We start from the raw sequence: 20,185 nt of genomic DNA on the forward strand, positions 1-20,185 counted from the left end.
ATAAAAACCCTTAATTTTTGGACAATCAGCAGGTTATGTCGATTTTATTTTATTTGTAAGAAAGATAACATCATTAAAAAAGAAGATTAAAAGACACCTTACAATTTCAATTTTACTTTTTTGAAAAAAGAGCAAATAATTAACATTTTAGACCTTAAACAAGTAAAATTTATCATAATTCGCCTAAAGAATTAAATAATTAAAATTGTCGTAAAAATTTATTTTTATTTTTTAAATCCTATATTTGTCAAAATTGATAATCCGGATTCTAAAAACATGGAAAAATACTATAAAAAAGAAGGTAGATACAGCTATTATGAAGCTGGAGAAGGAATCCCTATTGTCATCCTTCACGGCTTGATGGGAGGATTAAGTAATTTTGATGCTGTTGCCAGTTATTTTTCTAATAAAGGATACAAAATAATAATACCCGATCTACCAATATACACTCAAAGCATTCTAAAAACTAATGTAAAGAGTTTTGCAAAATACGTTAAAGATTTTATCACTTTTAAAGGCCTAGAACGAGTAATTCTTTTAGGAAATTCACTAGGAGGACATATTGCTTTATACCATACAAAAATGTATCCAGAAAAAGTGGCTGGACTTGTAATAACCGGTAGCTCTGGACTTTACGAAAGCGCGATGGGAGATAGTTATCCAAAAAGAGGGGACTATGAATACATTAAGAAAAAAGCAGAAGATGTTTTTTATGATCCAAAAGTAGCTACTAAAGAACTTATTGATGAAGTGTATGCCTCAGTAAATGATAGAATAAAATTAATAAAAACATTGACGATTGCCAAAAGTGCTATTCGTCATAATATGGCAAAGGATTTACCAAAAATGCATGTACAAACTTGTATCATTTGGGGCAAAAACGATAAGGTAACTCCTCCTGATGTTGCAGTAGAATTTAATAAATTATTGCCTAATTCAACCTTATATTGGATTGACCATTGCGGCCATGCTGCCATGATGGAACAACCGGAAGAATTTAATCGTTTGCTGGAAGAATGGTTATCAGTAACCCATTTACAAGTACACGCTTAAAAAAAAGAATAATTAGATACGCAAATCATGAAAATTAATACCGCCGAATTTATTATCAGCAATTCTGATGTAGCCAAATGTCCCAAAGATTTTTTGCCAGAATATGCTTTTATAGGCCGATCAAATGTAGGTAAATCTTCATTGATCAATATGTTAACTAATCAAAAGAAATTAGCAAAAACCTCTGGAAGACCAGGGAAAACACAATTGATAAATCATTTTTTGATTAATAACAATTGGTTTCTTGTTGATTTACCAGGTTATGGCTATGCCAAGGTTTCTAAAAAGACAAAATCTATTTTTCAGGAATTCATCACTGATTATTTTGAAACAAGAGAACAATTAGTTTGTGCTTTTGTTCTAATTGATATTCGTCACGAGGCCCAAACCATAGATATTGAGTTCATGTCATATATGGGAGAAAGCGAAATTCCTTTTTGCATCGTTTTTACCAAAGCAGATAAAATCAGTAAAGTAAAAATTGACTCTCACGTTGCGGCTTACAAAAAGAAAATGTTTGCTAATAACTGGGCCGAAATGCCTCACTATTTTGTTACTTCAGCAACTGAATCTACTGGAAAAGAAGAATTATTAAGCTATATTGACGAAGTAAATCAAGAAGTTTTCAAAAACAACAATCAGTTTTAGAAACTTTCTTCTTTACATTTTAAAACAAACAAAATCCCAAAACTTAAATAGTAGTTTTGGGATTTTGTTTGTTTTATAAATTATCTGATTTATTTCGTTAGCTCTAATTTTTCTGCAAAATAATCGCAAAAATCTTTCATTGTATCGGCCATTTTTTCATCATCGGTGGCACGTTTAAAAGTCTCAGACATAGCTACTAAAGTCTGGTGAAAGAAAATTTTCATTTCGTCTACCGGCATATCTTTAGTCCATAAATCGATACGCATACTTTCTTTGGCCTTACTGTCCCAAATAGACAACATGATCGCTTTTGCTTCCTGAGCCTCAACTCCACCGTCTTTAGCAGACCACATTAATTTTTCCGGAACTCGATTATCGTCTAATTCGATTAGAAATTTAATTTCTGATGTATTTTTATCTAACATTACTTTTTAGGTTTATATTTTGATTTTCCGAATATTTCTTTTGCATCTGTTTTTAATAAATCTGCGATAGACACATCATTATTTTTCATGTATGAACGCACAATTTGCCAACCAATCCAAGCACCAACACGCCCCGGTGACTCATTATCAATTTCTAAATAAAACTTAGAAAATGGAGCTGCATTGATAAAACGAGGCAGTAGTTTTTGATCATCACTGTAAAGCATTTCTTTTTCTACGAAATAACGCCACATATAACTTTCATTTTCCTGACACCATTTGATTTGTTCCGCAGTATAACCCATTTTATCTGCATCACTATAATTAGGCAAAAGTAAGTCTTTTAAATATAATTGTTTTCCAAAATAGACCATTTGATTCAGTAAATTTTTATCTGAAACGGGAGCAATCTTTCGAATAGAAAAACTCGAAACGATATCCGGCATTATTTGTTTTTGCTCTAGGTTTTGTTTTATATAATTTGGAAATTGATAGAATTTATGTTCCTTTCCTAAATACAATTCAAGAGAAATAATGACCAAACTATCCGCAAAAATAGCTTTATTATTATAATCCATTTCAGAGATTATTGTAATAACTTTTGGCGTTTTAGTTTTCGGAAAATAATATTTAATATGTTTAAAAAGTAAATTTAAATCCTCCTCTACAGGTTTAAAATTGGCATATTTTTTTTGCACTTCCCCATATAATTCGCGCCATAATGGATTTTGCATTTTATCAGTCCATGTACTATTGTCATTTCCATTAGGAAAGAAATAAGGGAACTTTTTTTTAATTTTTCCTAAATCTTGAGCCGGAGTTTCAAAAAATATTTTGTCAAAACGCACTACTTCAACATCTACAGGAATTTTATCAACTGCATTTTCTATAGTATGCTTTTTATTACATGATAAAAAAAAGAAACAAAAGACTATCAAAAACAGGTGTATTTTCATATTTATTAATTAAGTTTGTAGCCAAAATAATAGGGAATCGTTAACTTCGAATTATATGCAAATATACATTCCTACTTTTTAATACCTAAACTATTATGATTAAAAATACCACCATGCAAATTGAAAAAACAAATACATATATTGTAGATTGGTTAAAGACCTATGCAGCAAACGCAAACGTTAATGGGTTTGTTATTGGAATTTCTGGTGGCGTTGATTCAGCAGTAACCTCAACCCTTTGCGCACAAACCGGTTTGCAAGTTTTATGTGTCGAAATGCCTATATACCAAGCCGATAGCCATGTAAGCCGCGGACGGGAACATATAAAACAATTAAAAAATAGATTCTTAAACGTAACCAGCATTGAAGCTGATTTAACTTCTGTTTTCGAATCTTTCAAGAAAATTGTTCCAGTTGATGTAGAAACGAATAAACTTCATTTATCCCTGGCTAATACTCGTGCCCGTTTACGAATGACCACCTTATATTATTTCGCTGGTATTTATGGATTATTAGTTGCCGGAACTGGAAATAAAGTAGAAGATTTTGGCGTTGGATTTTTTACCAAATATGGCGACGGTGGCGTCGACCTAAGTCCAATTGCTAATTTAATGAAATCAGAAGTCTATCTTTTAGGGCGTTATTTAAAAATACCAAATTCAATCCTAGAAGCTTCTCCAACTGATGGATTATTTGGAGACGAAAGAACCGATGAAGAACAATTAGGAGCTAGTTACGATGAATTAGAATGGGCAATGATTCAAGATGAATCAGGAAAAGCTCCCAACGATTTTTCAGGAAGAGAACAAACTGTTTTCGAAATTTACAAGCGATTAAATACTATCAATCAACATAAAATGAAAGCAATACCAGTTTGCTTAGTCTAAATAAACTAAATAATTTACATTTAATGCTGATTTTCAGTTATTTACAGAAATTATTTATTAAATTTACTATCCAAAAAATAAACAACACTAAAAATTAAAACTATGATAAAAGTATGCTTAGCCGACAATTATCCCGTAGTGCATTTTGGAGTAAAATCTTACTTTAAGGATCATGCAGAAATATCAATCGTTGCCAATGTTGGGAATTTTTTGATGGTTCGGGATATACTACTTACCAAGGACATTGATGTATTAATATTAGACCTCGAATTGGAAGGTCTTTCTAGTATTTTTGAAGTTAAAAATCTTTTGAAAAACTTCCCAAAAACTAAAATTATTATTTTCAGTGGTCTTTCAGAACAAATTTATGCGCCTAATGCTATAAAAGCTGGTGTTTCTGGGTTTATTCACAAAAAAGAGAAACTAGAGACCTTAGGTATTTCGATTATTAAAGTCCATCAAGGAAAAATAATCATGAATGAAACAGTTAAGAAAAATTTGGCATTAATTGCAAAACAAAGTAAAAGCGAACGATTATATCGCAAGCTTTCCAATCGTGAAGTGGAAGTTTTACGCTATTTGAGTGATGGAAAAAAGAATCATGAGATTGCTGAAATTCTGAATCTTAACGAAAAAACAATTAGTACCTATAAATTACGTCTTTTAACAAAATTGAATGTCACTAATTTAGTCGATTTGGTTAACAAAGCAAAAACATTAGAAATAGTTTAGTCTTATACTATCTAGACATTACTTCTTCCTAATTTTTTGAAAACGAATGAATTAATGTGTTGTAAAACATAGTCAAACAGAGAGGCTCTGTATTATCTGAATCAGGTTCAGATGATATAGAGCTTTTTAATATATTAATTTGGAGGAAAAAATCATATTCCTCTAATGATAACGCACCACAACTCTTCCTAATTTTTTTGAAAATTTCCCTCTTAATTCAATATAATTCATCACTAAAGAAAGTGATTCCATATTATTCGAATCTGGATCATTAGAGACAGAATTTTTTAGCCCTTCTATAATTTCACTGAGTAAAAACCATCTTAAAGTAAGTAATGTATCAGAAACATCCTGATTTAGCATTTCTTCTTTAGTTTTAGGAAAAATATTTTGACCTACCCAATTATGCAATATATTTTTCTCATCCTCCATTATTATGTTAGTCACTTCAACCGGGATACCGGACTGAAAATGATTTATATATTTCTCAAGTCCAGAATCCTCATTCTGCAAATAATAATCTATCAAATTTTTATAAATCTCCCTAAATATAGGACTGGCAAATTCCACTTCATCATCTTGCAAACTCAAATATATTTTCTGAAAAACTTTCAATTCTCTAATCTCAGTAACATCTACTATTTCTCCTTCATCATTTGACTTTAATAAAACTTCTTCAAAATATTCAGTTTTATTACCGTAAAGTAAAAGGATTTCAATTATTTTACGTTCAAATCCATATAAAGAATCGACTTTATCGGTCTCAACTGCGTCTTCATTTTTAACATAGTCAAAAGCATTCTGCAACTCTTTTTGTTTTTGTTTTTTTCCAACCTCAGCAACATCTTTTTGAACTAATTGCGCTAAAGTACTAACCAAAACCTGTTCCGAAATATCCATGATACGAGAACATTCCTGAATGTAAATCTCTCTTTGTATTCTATCCGGAATTTTCGAAATACTCACCACCATATCTCTAATTAAATCAGCTTTTTTAACAGGATCATTCTTCGCTTCATTCATCAAAAGCGATGCTTTGAACTGAATAAAATCCTTAGCGTTATTTTCGAGATATAAAACTAAATCATCATAGGATGTTTTTTTGGCAAAACTGTCTGGGTCTTCCCCATCAGGAAAAGTACACACTCTTACATTCATTCCTTCCTCAAGAATCAAATCGATTCCACGGATAGAAGCACGTAACCCTGCAGCATCACCATCAAAAAGCACCGTAATGTTCTTTGTTAATCTATTTATTAAACGAATTTGGTCTGGTGTCAAGGCAGTTCCAGAAGAACTAACAACATTCTCAATTCCAGATTGATTGAATTGAATTACATCTGTATAGCCTTCGACTAAATAACAATTATTCAACTTAGCAATGGATTGTTTGGCTTGAAAAATACCGTACAACACTTTGCTTTTATGGTAAATTTCACTTTCGGGTGAATTCAGGTATTTTGCCGCTTTTTTATCATTAGTAAGAATACGACCTCCAAAACCAAGAACTCTTCCTGACATACTTTCTATTGGGAACATTACACGCCCTTTGAACCTATCGAACGGCCTGTCATCTCGTGGTATTGTGAGTCCTGTACTTTCCAGAAACTCTAATTTATATCCTTTCCCTAAGGCTTCTTTGGTAAAAGCATCCCAACTTTCAGGCGAATATCCTAAACTAAACTTCTTAATAGTGTCATTCGTAAATCCTCTTTCTTTAAAATAAGAATACCCAATTGCTTTGCCTTCTTTAGAATTTAAAAGGGTGTTATTAAAATAGGTTTTTGCATATTCAGAAACCAAATACATACTTTCCCGAACATCTGTAATGGCTTTTTCTTCATCTGTTTGCTCCGTTTCTTCAATTTCAATATTGTATTTTTTAGCTAAATACCGAATGGCTTCGGGGTACGTAAAATGAGAATGCTCCATTAAGAAAGCTACGGAATTCCCTCCTTTTCCAGAGCTAAAATCTTTCCAAATTCCTTTAGCCGGCGAAACCATAAACGAAGGAGAACGCTCTTCAGAAAAAGGGCTCAAGCCCTTCCAGTTACTTCCTGCACGCTTCAAATTTACAAAATCGCCAATAACCTCCTCAACTCGAGCAGTTTCGAAAACAGTATCAATGGTGGCTTTTGAAATCAAATTGAATAAAATATTTAATGGTTAAAAAGTAGACAAAAATACGCAAATCAAAGTTCATAAGTAATGTCTAAAACAAAAAAAGTGCTTCTTTCAAAGTGCTTTACAAAGTATAAAACTAACTAAAACAATTTCTAATTGAAATCAAAACGCAGTCCTAAAGAAACGCTGTTTTGTTTCACCAAATTATCTTTAAACAAAGGATTCAAATCATATTTCAAGTACAAACTAGTCGATTTATAACCGATGTAAGTGCTCAAACCATATATAAAACTATCAACATTAAAATCTCCTTTAGTTATTTCTCTTGACTTAAACCCATCAGTATCGTAATTAATATGTTGCTTTGATTTTAGATTTGTTCCAATATACCCTCCCAAACCAAGACGAAAACTATCGTGTGTTTTAAAATAAGTCTTCCCATCTCTCACTTTACACTTTGTAAAGTCAAATTCTAAATGCATTGGAAATACTAAATTTACATTCTTGAAACGGGAATCATCATGACGAATTGGATTTACCTCAAGATTTGTCTGATTTCCATCTACTACAAAATACCTGTTATCTGAAGCTCGCAAATTATTGTACATTACGGAAAGTCCATATTTTGCATGCAATAAATTATTCTTATTCAAAATTCTTGTATTGTAAGTCAATCCCCATTCATAAAAATGAGAACCCAAATACCTAAAATCTGATTTTTCGACACTTTTATTAGTCACCAAATTATTCAATCCTGCTGCAAAAACCACCTGACTTGTTGTTCGTTTTGATTGTCGATCTTCTTTATCTAACTGTCCGTTATAAATTTTCATGGATGTAATATTGATTTCTCTTTTATTCTTTCCAATAGAATCCGTACTACCTCCTATAATGATACTTGTACCGCCGCTTTTATATATATTTTCATCTTCAAACTTTCCATCCACTTTATCTTGAATCAATTGATTTAATTTATCTTCTTCAATAGCGACTTTTGTTTCAATATTAGCGGCGCGTTCTTCCGCTTTTTTCAATTTGAGTTCTTCCGCTTTTTCTTTAGAAATTATTCCTTTTGCAACTTCTTTATCTAATGCATCTATTTCCGTTTTTAAAGCATTTTTCTGAGTATCTGTTATTGTTTTAATTTGATTGGCAATTGTTTTTGCTCTTTTTTCGAATGAAATTCCTTCGTGTTCCCTACCTTTTACCAAACCCGTTTCAGGAACGGTATTATCAACAACTTCAAGTGTAACTTCTTTAAACCAAATTTGACCTGTTCCATTTAATAAAACGCCATACGATATCGATGTTGCTTCCGCTGGCACAAATAAAACTACTTCATATTTTGTCCAATCAGTTGTCCCTCTGATGGCTCTTCTTTGCATGTTATCAAAAGAGAGAACAGCAGAATCATAATAATCTACGCGCATCCAAAGTCCAGCCCACGATCTTACTTTATTACTTTTTACATAACCCGTCATTTTAATTGTTTTCCCTAAATACAAATCAGATTTGATGGATTTCATAATATTCCCAAAACCAATAATTTGGCTTTTAACTGATTTAATTGTTAAAATGTTTTGATTGTTAAATTCAGGGCTTTTATCAGGACCTATTTCATAACTTTCTATTTTCGGTTGTCTGTAACTCCATTCTACCGGATATTTTTCTGAATTTACTTTTTGAGCACTTAATTTAGTTGCCATCGCAACCAGCATTATTATTGTAACTAAAATGATTTTCTGCATGATTTTCGTTTTTTGATTGATGATTGATTTTTAATTATTCTTCGTAATTTCTATTGACTAAAACTGTTTTTATAGCATTAAAATTTTTGTTGAATTTGTCCAATGCTGCTTCTTTAAAAGATTGATTTAATTCTGTTTCAGCATTTGATAATAAACTGTTTGGATTTATTGAAATAGCTTTTCTAGTTTTTTCAATTGATCTGTCAGTAGCTTTTGGTTCAAATTTAGTATTGCTAACTTCCGCCAATAATTTTTCTGCTGAAACGTATCTATTATTACTTTTTGCCGAATAATTCTTGTTTTCAAAAGAACTAACTATGGCATTATTCTCTTTTGCAGGATTGATGATTGAAACCTCCTCCTCTTTAATATTAAGTAGCTTTGGTTGCTTTTTTAGAATAGTAATATCCGCAACAACTTCATGTTCCTTAAATGTTGGTTTTTGAATTTGGTCTGGCAAAACAGCTTCATTGATTATTTCTGGCTCATTTAAATTATTGACCTTTGTTTTTTGTTCCAAAACTACCGGAGTATCCTTATTTATTTTTACAGTTTCAGAATTATTAAAAAAAACTGTTCCTATCAATAAAAATCCAACAAAACTAGCCGCTGCAAGCAACCACGGAAATTTAGCTTTTGGTTTTTCAGCGACCGTAAGCATTGCATCCAGTTTGCTCCAAGCCATTTCTGATGGTTTGATTTCCCTAGAATTCAATTGCTCTTTAAACTGTGTTTCTAATTTATTCGGTTCCATTATTGTAATTTTTTAACGTATTAATCTGTCCCTGCAGCATTTTTCTGGCATGTGACAATTGCGATTTTGATGTTCCTTCATTAATCCCCAACATAGTGGCAATTTCGTGATGTTTGAATCCTTCAATAGCATATAAATTGAAAACCATTTTATAGCCATCCGGCAAACTATCAATCAAAAATTGAATATCGTCTATTGAAAATTGGCTTTCGATATTATTGAAACTTTCTTCAAAATAGGTTTCTTCTTCACTATATTTCAGTTTTTTTTCGACTCGGATAAAAGAAATACATTCATTTATCATGATTCTCCTAATCCAACCTTCGAAACTTCCTTTGTGCTGAAAATTTTTCAAATTCGTAAACACTTTCATAAAAGCAGTAATCATGATATCTTCGGCCTGATGAATGTCTTTTATGTACTGGCGGCAAACGCTTAACATTTTTGGAGAAAATTGGGTATAAATCTGCTGTTGCGCCAGCCGATTGTTTTCGACAGCTAACTGGATTAATTCATTTTCCTCGTGATGTAAGTTGATTACTTTCATAAATAATTTCAATGGCAAAAATCAATTTCAATTTCAATTTCAATATTTCTCATTACTATTGCAATTGATGCTTGATATTGAACCTCATCTCTATTAACATAGACGATTGACAATGCCAAAAGGTTGCATCTTATGGAGAAAATTTTTTGATTTTACAACTTGAAAATCAAAAAACTCAGTAAAATCAATAGGAAACGAGAGAAAATATTTTAAAAAAGAATTATTTTTTTCTTTCAATGACGTAATTGACCATCAAAATTAATGCATCTTTAAACTCCGAATTTGGATAATTCTCCAGCAATAAAAGTGCTTCTTGCTGAAATTCAACCATTTTTTGTTCCGCATAAAGCAAACCGTTATTGCTTTTTACAAAAGCAATAACTTCTTTCACGCGTTTTTTATCCTTATTATGGTTTTTAATGGAATTAATCAACCAGCTTTTTTCTTTGGAAGTACACGTATTCAAAACATGAATAAGAGGCAATGTCATTTTTTGTTCTTTGATGTCAATCCCTGTTGGTTTCCCAATAGCTTCATCCGTGTAATCGAATAAATCATCTTTTATTTGGAAAGCCATCCCAATGAGTTCTCCAAATTTGCGCATGTTTTCTACCTGAATTTCATCCTCAATAACGGATCTTGCCCCTAGAGCACAACAGGCAGCGATAAGTGTGGCTGTCTTTTGTCGAATAATTTCGTAATAAATATCTTCTGTAATATCAAGTCGTCTGGCTTTTTCTATTTGAAGTAACTCGCCTTCACTCATTTCGCGAACAGCGACAGAAATAATTCGAAGCAAATCGAAATCGCCATTATCAATAGAAAGCAGTAAGCCTTTTGATAACAAATAATCTCCAACAAGTACTGCAATTTTATTTTTCCAAAGTGCATTGATCGAGAAAAAACCTCTTCTGCGATTGCTGTCATCCACTACATCATCATGAACCAAGGTTGCTGTATGAATTAATTCTATGACACAAGCACCTCGATAGGTTCGCTCGTTTACCATCCCTGCCGAAACCATTTTAGCAGTCAGAAAAACGAACATAGGACGCATTTGCTTCCCTTTCCTATTAACGATATAATAAGTGATTCTGTTGAGTAAAGCCACTTGTGAAGTCATCGATTCGTAGAACTTTTTTTCAAAAAGTTCCATTTCGTTGAAAATGGGCTGTTTTATTTGTGAAGTAATATTCATTCGAGATCAAATATACTGTTTTCCAAATAAAAAAACAGCAACTATTTCACAGCATTTGCTTTTAAAAATTTTATTTACAAATTACTTGAACTGACGCAAATTCTATTAATTATTTAAGTTGAATTCCTCGAAATTGTATTGCTGAAAAAAAAATACGTAATTCAAATCAATAATTATTCGTGTGAATTTGCATAATTCGTGGATACCATTTTATGCTTCTTTATTGGCCAGTTGCCCACAGGCAGCATCAATATCTTTTCCGCGGCTTCTTCGCACTTTGACCACAATTCCGCTTGCTTCCAGTGCTTTTATGTACGCATTAATTGATTCTTCGGAAGCTTGCTGAAATTCTCCATCGTCAATTGGGTTGTATTCAATAAGATTTACTTTACAAGGAACGTATTTACAAAATTTCACTAATGCATCAATAGACTCTTTGTTGTCATTTATGTCTTTCCAAACTACATATTCGTAGGAGATTTTGCTTTTGGTTTTTCTGTACCAATATTCTAATGATTCGCGTAAATCTGCCAAAGGAAAATTTTCACTGAAAGGCATGATTCGAGAACGAATTTCATCTATTGCAGAATGCAGCGAAACGGCGAGTTTGAATTTTACGTCATCATCTGCCAGTTTCTTAATCATTTTTGGCACTCCCGAAGTCGAAACCATGATACGTTTTGGCGACATTCCCAAACCTTCCGGAGAAATAATCATTTCAATCGCTTTCAAAACATTATTGTAATTCATGAGCGGTTCTCCCATTCCCATAAAAACAATATTTGACAGCGGATGATTATAATACAAACGACTTTCTTTATCTATAGCAACAACCTGATCGTAAATTTCAGCTGGCTCCAGATTTCGCATTCTTTTTAAGCGCGCTGTTGCGCAAAAGTTACAATCTAAACTACAACCCACTTGACTGGAAACGCAAGCAGTTGTTCTTGTGTTTGTCGGGATTAAAACCGATTCTACCACCAACCCATCGTGCAAACGTACCGCATTTTTGACGGTCCCGTCTTCACTACGCTGCATGGTATCTACTTTGATATGATTAATTACAAAGTTAGCTTCAAGCATAGTACGCGTTTCCTTAGAAACATTGGTCATATCATCAAAACTGTGAGCACCTTTACTCCACAACCATTCATAAACTTGATTCCCTCGGAAAGATTTGTCCCCATTGGCTACAAAAAATTCACGTAATTGTTCTTTTGATAAGGCTCGTATGTCTTTTTTCTCAATTTGCATGGCGCAAAGTTAGTAAGTATTTTGAGGTTTTGGTTATTTGTGAATTTGGTTATTTGTAATTTTGTGAAAAATTTAAAAAAATGCATTTCATTTCCCAAGAATTAGAAGACTATATCGAACAACATTCTGAAAAAGAACCTGCATTATTAGCAGCGCTCAATAAAGAAACCTATCAGAAGATTTTGTTGCCTCGCATGTTAAGCGGACATTTTCAGGGACGTGTTTTAAGTATGTTGTCTAAACTGATTCGTCCTGTAAATATTCTTGAAATAGGCACTTACACTGGCTATTCGGCATTGTGCTTATGTGAAGGTATGCAGGAAGGCGGGCAACTTCATACGATTGACATCAAAGAAGAATTGGTTGATTTTCAGCGAAAACATTTTGATAAATCGCCTTGGGGAAAACAAATTATGCAACATCTTGGGCAAGCAGTTGCTATCATACCAACGCTTGACTTAAAATTTGATTTGGTTTTTATCGATGCCGACAAAGAAAATTACCTCAACTATTTTGAATTGATTCTTTCAAAAATGAATAAAGGCGGGATTATTTTATCCGACAATGTGTTGTGGAGCGGTAAAGTTTTAGAACCGCTGCAACCTAATGATTTAAGTACCAAAATTATAATGGAATATAATGAGTTATTAAAAAACGACCCTCGAGTAGAAACCGTTTTATTGCCTATTCGCGATGGATTGACGGTGAGTCGGGTGATTTAGATTTCTGTTGGCATTAAAAAGACATTTTGGAAACGAATGCCCTAGCCCTGATGGAAGCGGCATCCTTTTCTAGTCCTGAATTTGTTTCAGGATCCTGAAACAAGTTCAGGACTAGAAAAGATATAGCAAACAGCAGGAAAAAGCTCCTAAAAAAAATATTATTTGGGCGCAGTAAAATATTTTTGCTGAACTAGCCCGTAGATAATGAACATCATAAAGCCGAAAATAAATCCGAAAAAATAACCTGTAAGAATATCTATTGGGTAATGCAACCCCAAGTATATCCTACTATAAGCGAATATTAAAGGCCAGAAGAAAAGAAAACCGAAGTATTTAATTTTACTCTTAAAATTAAAATATAAAAAGGTGGCTACAGCCATTGTATTTGCAGCATGACCCGAGAAAAAGCTAAACGAATAACTCTTTTTTACTACTCGAATAAAAGTATTGATTGAAGGATCATTACAAGGACGCAATCGATGAAAGCCATTTTTAAATAAATTGGTTGTTTGATCTGTAATAGTTATCAAAGCGGCTACAAACAAAAGTAAAATCAAGGTTTGCTTTGCACCTAATTTTTTAAAAATCAAATAAGCCAATAGTAAAAAAAACGGCAACCAATTAAGTTGTTTGGTAATCATTAACCAAAGCGGGTCATATGTTTCTGAACCTAAACCATTCAAATAAATAAATAATTGGGTATCAAGGGAAAGTAATTTTTCCAACATTACATTTGGCGCTTAATTGGACCTGCGACGTCATCAATTATTTCTTTCGTTTTTTCAATATGGGTAGCGGTTTCTCCAAGAAGATTTTCCTTAGCTTTATTGATTTCTGATGAAATATTTCCTGTCATGTCAGTCAATGATTTCGCATCAAATCCATTAGCCTCAGCCCCTTTTTGGATTTCACTTTTTATATCATTGGTCGCATTTTTTATTTGTGCCATTGCTTTTCCCATAGAACGTGCTATTTCAGGCACTTTATCAGAACCAAAAAGCATTAGTACAATAAACATGATAAAAATTAATTCGCCTCCACCTATGCCAAACATATTTTCTATTTTTTAATAATACAAAGATATCATTTTTTGAAACTTTGTGTTTTAAATTTTTCATAAAAAAAAGACTCAAAATTGAGCCTTTTTTTTATTTTTATTTTTCCTTAATCAAATTTCGTTTTCGTTTCAACTTTTGGCCAAGTGTTATTGGTTACATCAATATCTGCTGTTTCTAATTTTGGGTCAATCTGAATCTTTTTTATTGCTTTTTCAGTAGCATATACTTTCTTCGCAGTATCGTTATTCTTTCTCCAGATTTGCGCTGGATATTTAAAAACTTCTTTCGTATCATCGTCATAAGTCATTTCAACAATAATCGGCATCAACATTCCTCCAGGCTTATTGAATTCTACTTCGTAAAAATACTTAGGCACTTTTAGATTCGCTTTTTCTTCAGCCGAAAATTTTTGATTTACATATTCCGAAAGTAATTTTACTTCCTCCACTTTCAATGGTTTCTTTGATGCCAAATTTAATTCGGCGCTTTTATCAGAAACTAAATATACAAATGGCCCTTTATCCAAACCAAAACGTCCTTTTCTTACCTTGACATCTTTCAATTCTGCAGTTGCTGTTTCAGTAACATAATATTGTTTTACCTCATTTATACCAATATCAACAAAATCAGTCGAGTAAAACCATCCTCTAAAAAACCAATCTAAATCTACTGCCGAAGCATCTTCCATTGTTCTAAAAAAATCTTCTGGCGTTGGATGTTTGAATTTCCATCTGTTCGCATATATTTTGAAGGCATGGTCAAACAATTCTCTTCCCATGATGGTTTCTCTAAGAATATTTAAACCTGCAGCTGGTTTTCCGTAAGCATTATTACCAAACTGAATAATGTTTTCAGAGTTAGACATAATAGGCTCCAATATTTTTTGATCACCACTCATGTAAGGAACAATTTTACTAGGAATTCCACGATTAGATGGAAAATTAGTTCCTAATTCTTGTTCAGCCATATATTGCATAAACGAGTTTAATCCTTCGTCCATCCAAGTCCATTGACGTTCATCAGAATTTACAATCATAGGGAAAAAGTTATGTCCTACTTCATGTATTACAACTCCAATCATTCCATTTTTTGTACGCTCGCTTGTCACGCCATTTTCGTCTGGACGTCCATAATTCCAACAAATCATAGGATATTCCATTCCTTGATCTTCCGCTGAAACAGAAACTGCTTTTGGATAAGGATAATCGAAAGTGTGGGATGAATAACTTTTTAAGGTATGAGCAACTGTTCTGGTAGAAGTTTCTCCCCAAAGCGGATTCGCTTCTTTCGGATAAACAGATTCAGCCATAACCACTTTATTGCTCAACTGCACTGCCATTGCATCGTAAATAAACTTTCTAGAAGTGGCAATACCAAAATCTCTTACGTTTTTAGCACTAAATTTCCACGTCTTTTTCTTATCAGAAAATCCTTTTTCATTGACTTCAGCCTCAGCTTGCGTTACAATTACAACGGGTTTGTCAAATGATTTTTGAGCCAACTCGTATCTTTTAACCTGTGCTGGTGTAAAAACTTCGCTTCTATTCATCAATTCTCCTGTCGCATCCATGACGTGATCTGCTGGAACGGTAACGTTCACATCAAAATTTCCAAAAGGCAAAGCAAATTCTCCACCTCCCCAAAATTGCATATTCTGCCAACCTTCAACATCATTATAAACGGCCATTCTAGGGTAAAACTGTGCAATTACATACAATTTATTTCCTTCTTTTTCGAATGGTTCATAACCGGAACGACCTCCATCTTGAATGTAATCATTAATATTGTACCACCATTTAGTAGAAAATATAAATTTTTCACCTGGTTTCAAAGGAGTAACCAAATTAATACGCATCATGGTTTGGTTTATGACATAAGACAACGGATTTCCTTTCGCATCTTTTACATATTCAATTTTAAACCCACGATCTGTACCTTGCTTCAAATACTTATTTGCAAATTTTTCCGCGGGCAAAACTTGTTCTATTTTTTCACCTTCGGCCAATGGGGATTGTGAATTTTTAGCTGCCTGATTTTGGTCTAATTGCACCCATAAATACTCTAAATTATCCGGAGAATTATTATAGTAAGTCACTGTTTCAGAACCACTTAATTTTGCATTTTTATCATCCAATTCCACGTCTATTTTATAATCCGCTTGTTGCTGATAATAGGCTGGTCCAGGAGCTCCTGATGCAGTACGAAACATATTAGGCGTTGCTAATAAATCATACATCTGGCTGAACTTGTTTGTGTCGTACTTTCCTGATTGTTTTGGGGTTACTGTTGTAGCTTTTTCTTGGGCTAATAAAATTGCCGGAAGAAACAATAATAAAGATATTTTTTTCATAAATATAAACGGTAGTTATTTCAATTTGTGAAAATAGCAATTTTTAACAAAACATACTTGCAATATTAATATTTTAACACTTTATTCCTTGAAGAATCCGTAAAGAGTATGCTGTTTTTTGTATTGAGAATGGTAACATGAGTGATGTTTTGCTGTTCTGTGTTCCAATCTATTAAAACGGAATTAGAAATCTCAAGAGAATTAATTTTGGATATTCCTTTTATATTAGAATAACATATTAAAACATCTCCATCGACTTCTTTGCTCAAAAAAGTCATGGGTTTCGACTGCCCATTTACCTTAATAGAAAAATTTTCTGCAAGATATTTTTTTAACAACACTATTTCCTCAGCTGTTTCTTTATCAGTACCTAAATTCAATTTCTTGTTGTACTTTTTCTCTAAAACCTTATTCAAGTCATCCATAAAAATACGAGAAGTAATTTGCAGCATTTTCTTTTCGGGAGCATAATTTACCTGATATATTGCCATATAAAATTTATGAACACTAAAAGCTGATGTGGTAAAAATCAAAAGTCCGAAAAAGGTGTATAGGATTGTTTTTTTCATTTGGCAAAAGTAGTAATTCTTTTAAACTCTTCGTTTTTAAGGTTTATTTTTAATACTGTAAACAAAAATTATACCATCAATTTTCATAAAGTCTATTATGATTTAATTCCTAAAAATGAATAATTTTAGTTTTCAATAGCAGTGATTTTTTTATACTTCTTATTTTTAGTAACAAGAAAGTCAATTAATTGGAATTCATTTTCGGCCTTAATAAGCATTTTTGATTTAGGATCATTCTCGCAAAAAATCAGAAAAAGTCTAATTTCATCATCATTTAATTGCAATGTGTTGGCAAAGAAATCATACCCAACCTTTTTCAAAGCAACTTCGGTAAAACTTTTATTTTGTGTATAATCTATTATCTCTGGATTATTTTTTCTTAATGTTTTTAGAACATCTTTGTAAATTCGGACAAAGTTCATTCCATTTTCAATAGTTCCATCGGATGGCATTGTTCTATTCTTTGGAGAAGACTTTTCATCATCAAAATATTGCTTATCAACAATTGCTTGTGTATTTCCGTTAATTGGTTTTATTTTCTTTTTTACAGGTACGATCACTTCGGCTAATTGATTCGTGTAAGCCTCTAACGTGACTCTCAATATTGGAGCGGAAATCTGTTTTTCAGTAAGAATGATTTTTCTGGATTTGAATGCTAAACTTGAAAAAACTAAGGTGTCATTGACTTTTACTAGAATATTAAAAAACCCTTTGGAGCCTATAAGCATCCCTGTTTTAGAATTCACATTAAAAACAATGACATTTTCTAACTTAATAGAATCGTTTATTACCTGACCATGCAACGTTTTTCTTGTCAATACCTGACTCAAACAAAATTGACAAAATAAACACAAAATAAGGATTGTTATTTTATTTTTCATTTTCAATGGTTTTATTATAATTTTCAGCTAAACTGACAATCAAAAACATCGCTAACGTTTTGTTCTTAGTGTTTAATGCTTCCGCAAATCTGGCATCTTCCACACAATAATATTGAAATCCTCTTATGTAGTCAACAGGAATTTTTAGGGATTCTATATAATATTTATTTTCAAAAAGAACTTCAAGTCTGAATAACGAATTTTCTTTTTTCTCTACGACAATTTCTTTTTTAAGCATTGCTTTACGTCCAGAAATTGTGTTTAACAAACCGTCAATACCACCGCCAGAAGTTGCGGTATATAATTTCCTTTCCGCTGGTGTATATTTTTTTTGACCATATGGAATAATCCCTAAGTTCTCAGCAGTAATTTTTGAATTCTCATTGATAACGATTTCTTTTAAAGCAATGCTTTTGGTTATCATTTGAATTTGAATTCCATTTGACATAAAATCTCCTTTAGTGACTTTCCTACGTAAAGTTACGAGATTCACAGCTGAAAATACTAAAATATCCCCTTCTTTTACAAATAACGAAAAGAAACCATCTCTATCTGAAACAGTCCCCCTCTGATTCGTTGAATTCAATACATTTATGCCTTCAACAGCAACAGAATCAGCGGTAATTTTACCCAGAATTTCTTTTTCATTACTATTTTGTCCAAAAATAATTTGAGTCAAAAAAAAGAAAACTAACAGTAGTGTATTATTTATTTTCACTGGCTATAATTTCGTTGTACTTAGCGGCTAATTCCCCAATCAAAAAAGAGGTCATTGTTTTATTATTAGATTTCAAAATAATTGTAAATTTTTCATTTTCGACTGCAAAATATTTGAACCCATTTACATAATCAGCAGGTATTCCTAGCTTGCCTGTCAAATATTCTTGATTGTATAATTCAGAAATTAATTTGACACATTCTTCTTTTTTTTCCAAAACAACCAACTTCTTAAGGCGCTTTGTTCTTCCGTTAATCTTATTTATCAGCGGATCGAACGGCATTGATCCGCCTAATAAGCTCAATAGCATAATAGGTTTGAAATCTCCTGCAGTTTCTAAGCGTCTTTCCGCTGCAGTATATTTCTTTTGACCATATGGAATAATCCCTAAGTTCTCAGCCGTAATTTTCGAATTTTCATTGATAATAACTTCTTCTAACATAATACTCTTGGGAGTCATTTGAATTTTAATTTTATCAAAAACTAAATCTTGCTTATTTATTCTTCGATATAAAGTAGTAAGATTCACAGCTGAAAATACTAAAATATCCCCTTCTTTTGCAAGTAGCGAAAAAAAACCATCTCTATCTGAAACAGTCCCTCTTTGATTTGTTGAATTCAATATATTTATGCCTTCAACAGCAACAGAATCAGCGGTGATTTTACCCAGAATTTCTTTTTCATTACTATTTTGTCCAAAAATAATTTGAATCAGAAAAAAGAAAACTAACAGTAGTGTATTATTTATTTTCACTGGCTATAATTTCGTTAAATTTATTAGCTAATTCTTCAAGTAGAAATGTATTCATTGTTTTATTATTCAATTTTAAAATTGTTGTAAATCTTTCATTTTCTACAACATAATATTCAAATCCTTTTACACATTCAGAAGGGATTTTCAACTTACCTACAAAATAATCGATATCAAATAAATTATGCAGTTTTTTCAAATAGGATTTTTTCTTCTCAACCTCTATTTCTTTTTTAAGCATCTTACTTCTTCCGGAAATAAAATTTAATAAAGGATCCACAGAGATCAAACCACCAGTCATCACGCTCACACTCGCCGAAGCATTAAGGTCAGTAGCGGTATGTAATTTTCGTCCAGCCGAAGTATACTTTTTCTGATTGTTTGAAATAATTCCCAATGATATCCCGTTGATGTTTGAATATGTTTTAACAATAACTTCTTTTAATTGATTCACAATTGGATTCATTATAACCTAAAATAAATCTTGCTGAAAATATTCCGTTATTAAAGCAACTCCCATCATTTTAAATTGTGCAGCGGAAAAAAGTAGTGTATCGCCAACTGCAGCGGGTATCGAAAAACGTCCCTCTTCATTGGTAATTACAGCTTTTTCCGTTTTTAAATTAATGACATAAATCCCTTCCCGGTTTGACAAACTCGCAATAACTTTTCCGTTCAATTTCTCAGAAATTGGCTCTTGCGCTCATGCCTCAGTTGCCATCAAAATAAAAAAAACGCATACAGAGCTAGTCAACAGTTTACATTCAAATTTAACTTATTGTAAGAATAGTAAAAGTATCTTACTCTTTT

22 protein-coding genes are annotated in these 20,185 nt (G+C 32.3%); 5 read left to right on the plus strand and 17 right to left on the minus strand.

All coding sequences use genetic code 11. The features are described 5' to 3' along the window. The first annotated feature begins 276 nt into the window (after positions 1 to 276). Complete coding sequence (locus C4S35_RS03405; protein WP_103998835.1) at positions 277 to 1,053, plus strand: alpha/beta fold hydrolase; 777 nt, start codon at positions 277 to 279, stop codon at positions 1,051 to 1,053. 27 nt (positions 1,054 to 1,080) lie between these two features. Further along, positions 1,081 to 1,701: a ribosome biogenesis GTP-binding protein YihA/YsxC gene (gene yihA, locus C4S35_RS03410; protein ID WP_103998836.1), complete on the plus strand. Its 621-nt coding sequence runs from the start codon at positions 1,081 to 1,083 to the stop codon at positions 1,699 to 1,701. Positions 1,702 to 1,790: 89 nt separating this feature from the next. Here the strand turns inward: yihA and gldC are convergent, their stop codons facing one another. Further along, positions 1,791 to 2,126 carry a gliding motility protein GldC gene (gene gldC / locus C4S35_RS03415; RefSeq protein WP_103998837.1) on the minus strand — a complete coding sequence of 112 codons (336 nt, stop codon included), beginning with the start codon at positions 2,124 to 2,126 and terminating at the stop codon, positions 1,791 to 1,793. Next, entirely contained in the window at positions 2,126 to 3,082 is a 957-nt protein-coding gene (gene gldB / locus C4S35_RS03420; protein WP_103998838.1) for a gliding motility lipoprotein GldB, read from the minus strand. Before gldB ends, gldC begins: the two co-directional genes overlap by 1 nt. 95 nt (positions 3,083 to 3,177) lie before the next feature. On the opposite strand from gldB, the gene nadE reads away from it, so the two are divergent. Together nadE and C4S35_RS03430 are read left to right on the plus strand one after the other, a co-directional pair. Beyond that, complete coding sequence (gene nadE, locus C4S35_RS03425; RefSeq protein WP_103998839.1) at positions 3,178 to 3,969, plus strand: NAD(+) synthase; 792 nt, start codon at positions 3,178 to 3,180, stop codon at positions 3,967 to 3,969. Between the two features lie 102 nt (positions 3,970 to 4,071). Beyond that, positions 4,072 to 4,701, plus strand: coding sequence for a response regulator transcription factor (locus C4S35_RS03430; RefSeq protein WP_103998840.1), 630 nt, complete (start codon positions 4,072 to 4,074; stop codon positions 4,699 to 4,701). A 162-nt stretch (positions 4,702 to 4,863) separates the two neighbouring features. On the opposite strand, the gene dnaG is transcribed toward C4S35_RS03430, so the two are convergent. The 6 genes from dnaG to rlmN all read right to left on the minus strand — a co-directional run bounded on the left by dnaG (position 4,864) and on the right by rlmN (position 12,326). Further along, a complete protein-coding gene (dnaG, locus tag C4S35_RS03435; RefSeq protein WP_103998841.1) occupies positions 4,864 to 6,846 on the minus strand; it encodes a DNA primase in 1,983 nt (660 codons plus the stop codon). A gap of 131 nt (positions 6,847 to 6,977) precedes the next feature. Continuing rightward, a complete protein-coding gene (locus C4S35_RS03440) occupies positions 6,978 to 8,573 on the minus strand; it encodes an OmpH family outer membrane protein (protein WP_146059511.1) in 1,596 nt (531 codons plus the stop codon). Between the two features lie 34 nt (positions 8,574 to 8,607). Then, complete coding sequence (locus tag C4S35_RS03445; protein WP_103998843.1) at positions 8,608 to 9,327, minus strand: hypothetical protein; 720 nt, start codon at positions 9,325 to 9,327, stop codon at positions 8,608 to 8,610. Continuing rightward, entirely contained in the window at positions 9,314 to 9,874 is a 561-nt protein-coding gene (locus C4S35_RS03450) for an RNA polymerase sigma factor (RefSeq protein WP_103998844.1), read from the minus strand. Before C4S35_RS03450 ends, C4S35_RS03445 begins: the two co-directional genes overlap by 14 nt. Before the next feature lie 220 nt (positions 9,875 to 10,094). Next, on the minus strand, positions 10,095 to 11,072 hold the full coding sequence (locus C4S35_RS03455) for a polyprenyl synthetase family protein (protein ID WP_103998845.1): 978 nt from the start codon (positions 11,070 to 11,072) through the stop codon (positions 10,095 to 10,097). A gap of 210 nt (positions 11,073 to 11,282) precedes the next feature. Next, entirely contained in the window at positions 11,283 to 12,326 is a 1,044-nt protein-coding gene (gene rlmN / locus C4S35_RS03460; protein ID WP_103998846.1) for a dual-specificity RNA methyltransferase RlmN, read from the minus strand. 80 nt (positions 12,327 to 12,406) lie between these two features. On the opposite strand from rlmN, the gene C4S35_RS03465 reads away from it, so the two are divergent. Continuing rightward, entirely contained in the window at positions 12,407 to 13,048 is a 642-nt protein-coding gene (locus C4S35_RS03465; RefSeq protein WP_103998847.1) for an O-methyltransferase, read from the plus strand. Positions 13,049 to 13,206: 158 nt separating this feature from the next. Here C4S35_RS03465 and C4S35_RS03470 read toward each other — a convergent pair whose 3' ends face one another. The 9 genes from C4S35_RS03470 to C4S35_RS03510 form a co-directional block, all read right to left on the minus strand. Further along, a complete protein-coding gene (locus tag C4S35_RS03470) occupies positions 13,207 to 13,776 on the minus strand; it encodes a phosphatase PAP2 family protein (protein WP_103998848.1) in 570 nt (189 codons plus the stop codon). Continuing rightward, positions 13,776 to 14,102, minus strand: coding sequence for a Sec-independent protein translocase subunit TatA/TatB (locus C4S35_RS03475; protein ID WP_103998849.1), 327 nt, complete (start codon positions 14,100 to 14,102; stop codon positions 13,776 to 13,778). Before C4S35_RS03475 ends, C4S35_RS03470 begins: the two co-directional genes overlap by 1 nt. A gap of 110 nt (positions 14,103 to 14,212) precedes the next feature. Next, entirely contained in the window at positions 14,213 to 16,456 is a 2,244-nt protein-coding gene (locus C4S35_RS03480; protein ID WP_103998850.1) for a M1 family metallopeptidase, read from the minus strand. A 65-nt stretch (positions 16,457 to 16,521) separates the two neighbouring features. Further along, positions 16,522 to 17,025: a DUF6702 family protein gene (locus tag C4S35_RS03485; protein ID WP_103998851.1), complete on the minus strand. Its 504-nt coding sequence runs from the start codon at positions 17,023 to 17,025 to the stop codon at positions 16,522 to 16,524. Positions 17,026 to 17,150: 125 nt separating this feature from the next. Then, positions 17,151 to 17,906: a BamP family beta-barrel-assembly machinery protein gene (gene bamP / locus C4S35_RS03490; RefSeq protein WP_103998852.1), complete on the minus strand. Its 756-nt coding sequence runs from the start codon at positions 17,904 to 17,906 to the stop codon at positions 17,151 to 17,153. Beyond that, positions 17,896 to 18,624 (minus strand): peptidase associated/transthyretin-like domain-containing protein, encoded by a 729-nt coding sequence (locus C4S35_RS03495; protein ID WP_103998853.1) that lies wholly within the window; start codon positions 18,622 to 18,624, stop codon positions 17,896 to 17,898. The genes bamP and C4S35_RS03495 overlap by 11 nt, the downstream gene beginning before the upstream one ends. Then, positions 18,611 to 19,378, minus strand: a complete 768-nt coding sequence (locus tag C4S35_RS03500; protein ID WP_103998854.1) for a carboxypeptidase-like regulatory domain-containing protein — start codon at positions 19,376 to 19,378, stop codon at positions 18,611 to 18,613. The genes C4S35_RS03495 and C4S35_RS03500 overlap by 14 nt, the downstream gene beginning before the upstream one ends. Next, positions 19,365 to 19,841 (minus strand): hypothetical protein, encoded by a 477-nt coding sequence (locus C4S35_RS03505; RefSeq protein WP_103998855.1) that lies wholly within the window; start codon positions 19,839 to 19,841, stop codon positions 19,365 to 19,367. The genes C4S35_RS03500 and C4S35_RS03505 overlap by 14 nt, the downstream gene beginning before the upstream one ends. A 6-nt stretch (positions 19,842 to 19,847) precedes the next feature. Next, the gene (locus C4S35_RS03510; protein ID WP_103998856.1) at positions 19,848 to 20,054 is read right to left on the minus strand and encodes a hypothetical protein; all 207 of its coding nucleotides are present in this window, start codon (positions 20,052 to 20,054) and stop codon (positions 19,848 to 19,850) included. Positions 20,055 to 20,185 lie beyond the last annotated feature (131 nt).

It is taken from the genome of Flavobacterium urumqiense (assembly GCF_900108015.1).
In the GTDB taxonomy this organism is placed as follows: Bacteria; Bacteroidota; Bacteroidia; order Flavobacteriales; family Flavobacteriaceae; genus Flavobacterium; species Flavobacterium urumqiense.

Bases quoted from the DNA above. Each gene is read 5' to 3' on its own strand.
- C4S35_RS03405 (WP_103998835.1), top strand. From the start codon at position 277: ATGGAAAAATACTATAAAAAAGAAGGTAGATACAGCTATTATGAAGCT.
- yihA (WP_103998836.1), top strand. From the start codon at position 1,081: ATGAAAATTAATACCGCCGAATTTATTATCAGCAATTCTGATGTAGCC.
- gldC (WP_103998837.1), bottom strand. From the start codon at position 2,126: ATGTTAGATAAAAATACATCAGAAATTAAATTTCTAATCGAATTAGAC.
- gldB (WP_103998838.1), bottom strand. From the start codon at position 3,082: ATGAAAATACACCTGTTTTTGATAGTCTTTTGTTTCTTTTTTTTATCA.
- nadE (WP_103998839.1), top strand. From the start codon at position 3,178: ATGATTAAAAATACCACCATGCAAATTGAAAAAACAAATACATATATT.
- C4S35_RS03430 (WP_103998840.1), top strand. From the start codon at position 4,072: ATGATAAAAGTATGCTTAGCCGACAATTATCCCGTAGTGCATTTTGGA.
- C4S35_RS03440 (WP_146059511.1), bottom strand. From the start codon at position 8,573: ATGCAGAAAATCATTTTAGTTACAATAATAATGCTGGTTGCGATGGCA.
- C4S35_RS03445 (WP_103998843.1), bottom strand. From the start codon at position 9,327: ATGGAACCGAATAAATTAGAAACACAGTTTAAAGAGCAATTGAATTCT.
- C4S35_RS03450 (WP_103998844.1), bottom strand. From the start codon at position 9,874: ATGAAAGTAATCAACTTACATCACGAGGAAAATGAATTAATCCAGTTA.
- C4S35_RS03455 (WP_103998845.1), bottom strand. From the start codon at position 11,072: ATGAATATTACTTCACAAATAAAACAGCCCATTTTCAACGAAATGGAA.
- rlmN (WP_103998846.1), bottom strand. From the start codon at position 12,326: ATGCAAATTGAGAAAAAAGACATACGAGCCTTATCAAAAGAACAATTA.
- C4S35_RS03465 (WP_103998847.1), top strand. From the start codon at position 12,407: ATGCATTTCATTTCCCAAGAATTAGAAGACTATATCGAACAACATTCT.
- C4S35_RS03470 (WP_103998848.1), bottom strand. From the start codon at position 13,776: ATGTTGGAAAAATTACTTTCCCTTGATACCCAATTATTTATTTATTTG.
- C4S35_RS03475 (WP_103998849.1), bottom strand. From the start codon at position 14,102: ATGTTTGGCATAGGTGGAGGCGAATTAATTTTTATCATGTTTATTGTA.
- C4S35_RS03480 (WP_103998850.1), bottom strand. From the start codon at position 16,456: ATGAAAAAAATATCTTTATTATTGTTTCTTCCGGCAATTTTATTAGCC.
- C4S35_RS03485 (WP_103998851.1), bottom strand. From the start codon at position 17,025: ATGAAAAAAACAATCCTATACACCTTTTTCGGACTTTTGATTTTTACC.
- bamP (WP_103998852.1), bottom strand. From the start codon at position 17,906: ATGAAAAATAAAATAACAATCCTTATTTTGTGTTTATTTTGTCAATTT.
- C4S35_RS03505 (WP_103998855.1), bottom strand. From the start codon at position 19,841: ATGAATCCAATTGTGAATCAATTAAAAGAAGTTATTGTTAAAACATAT.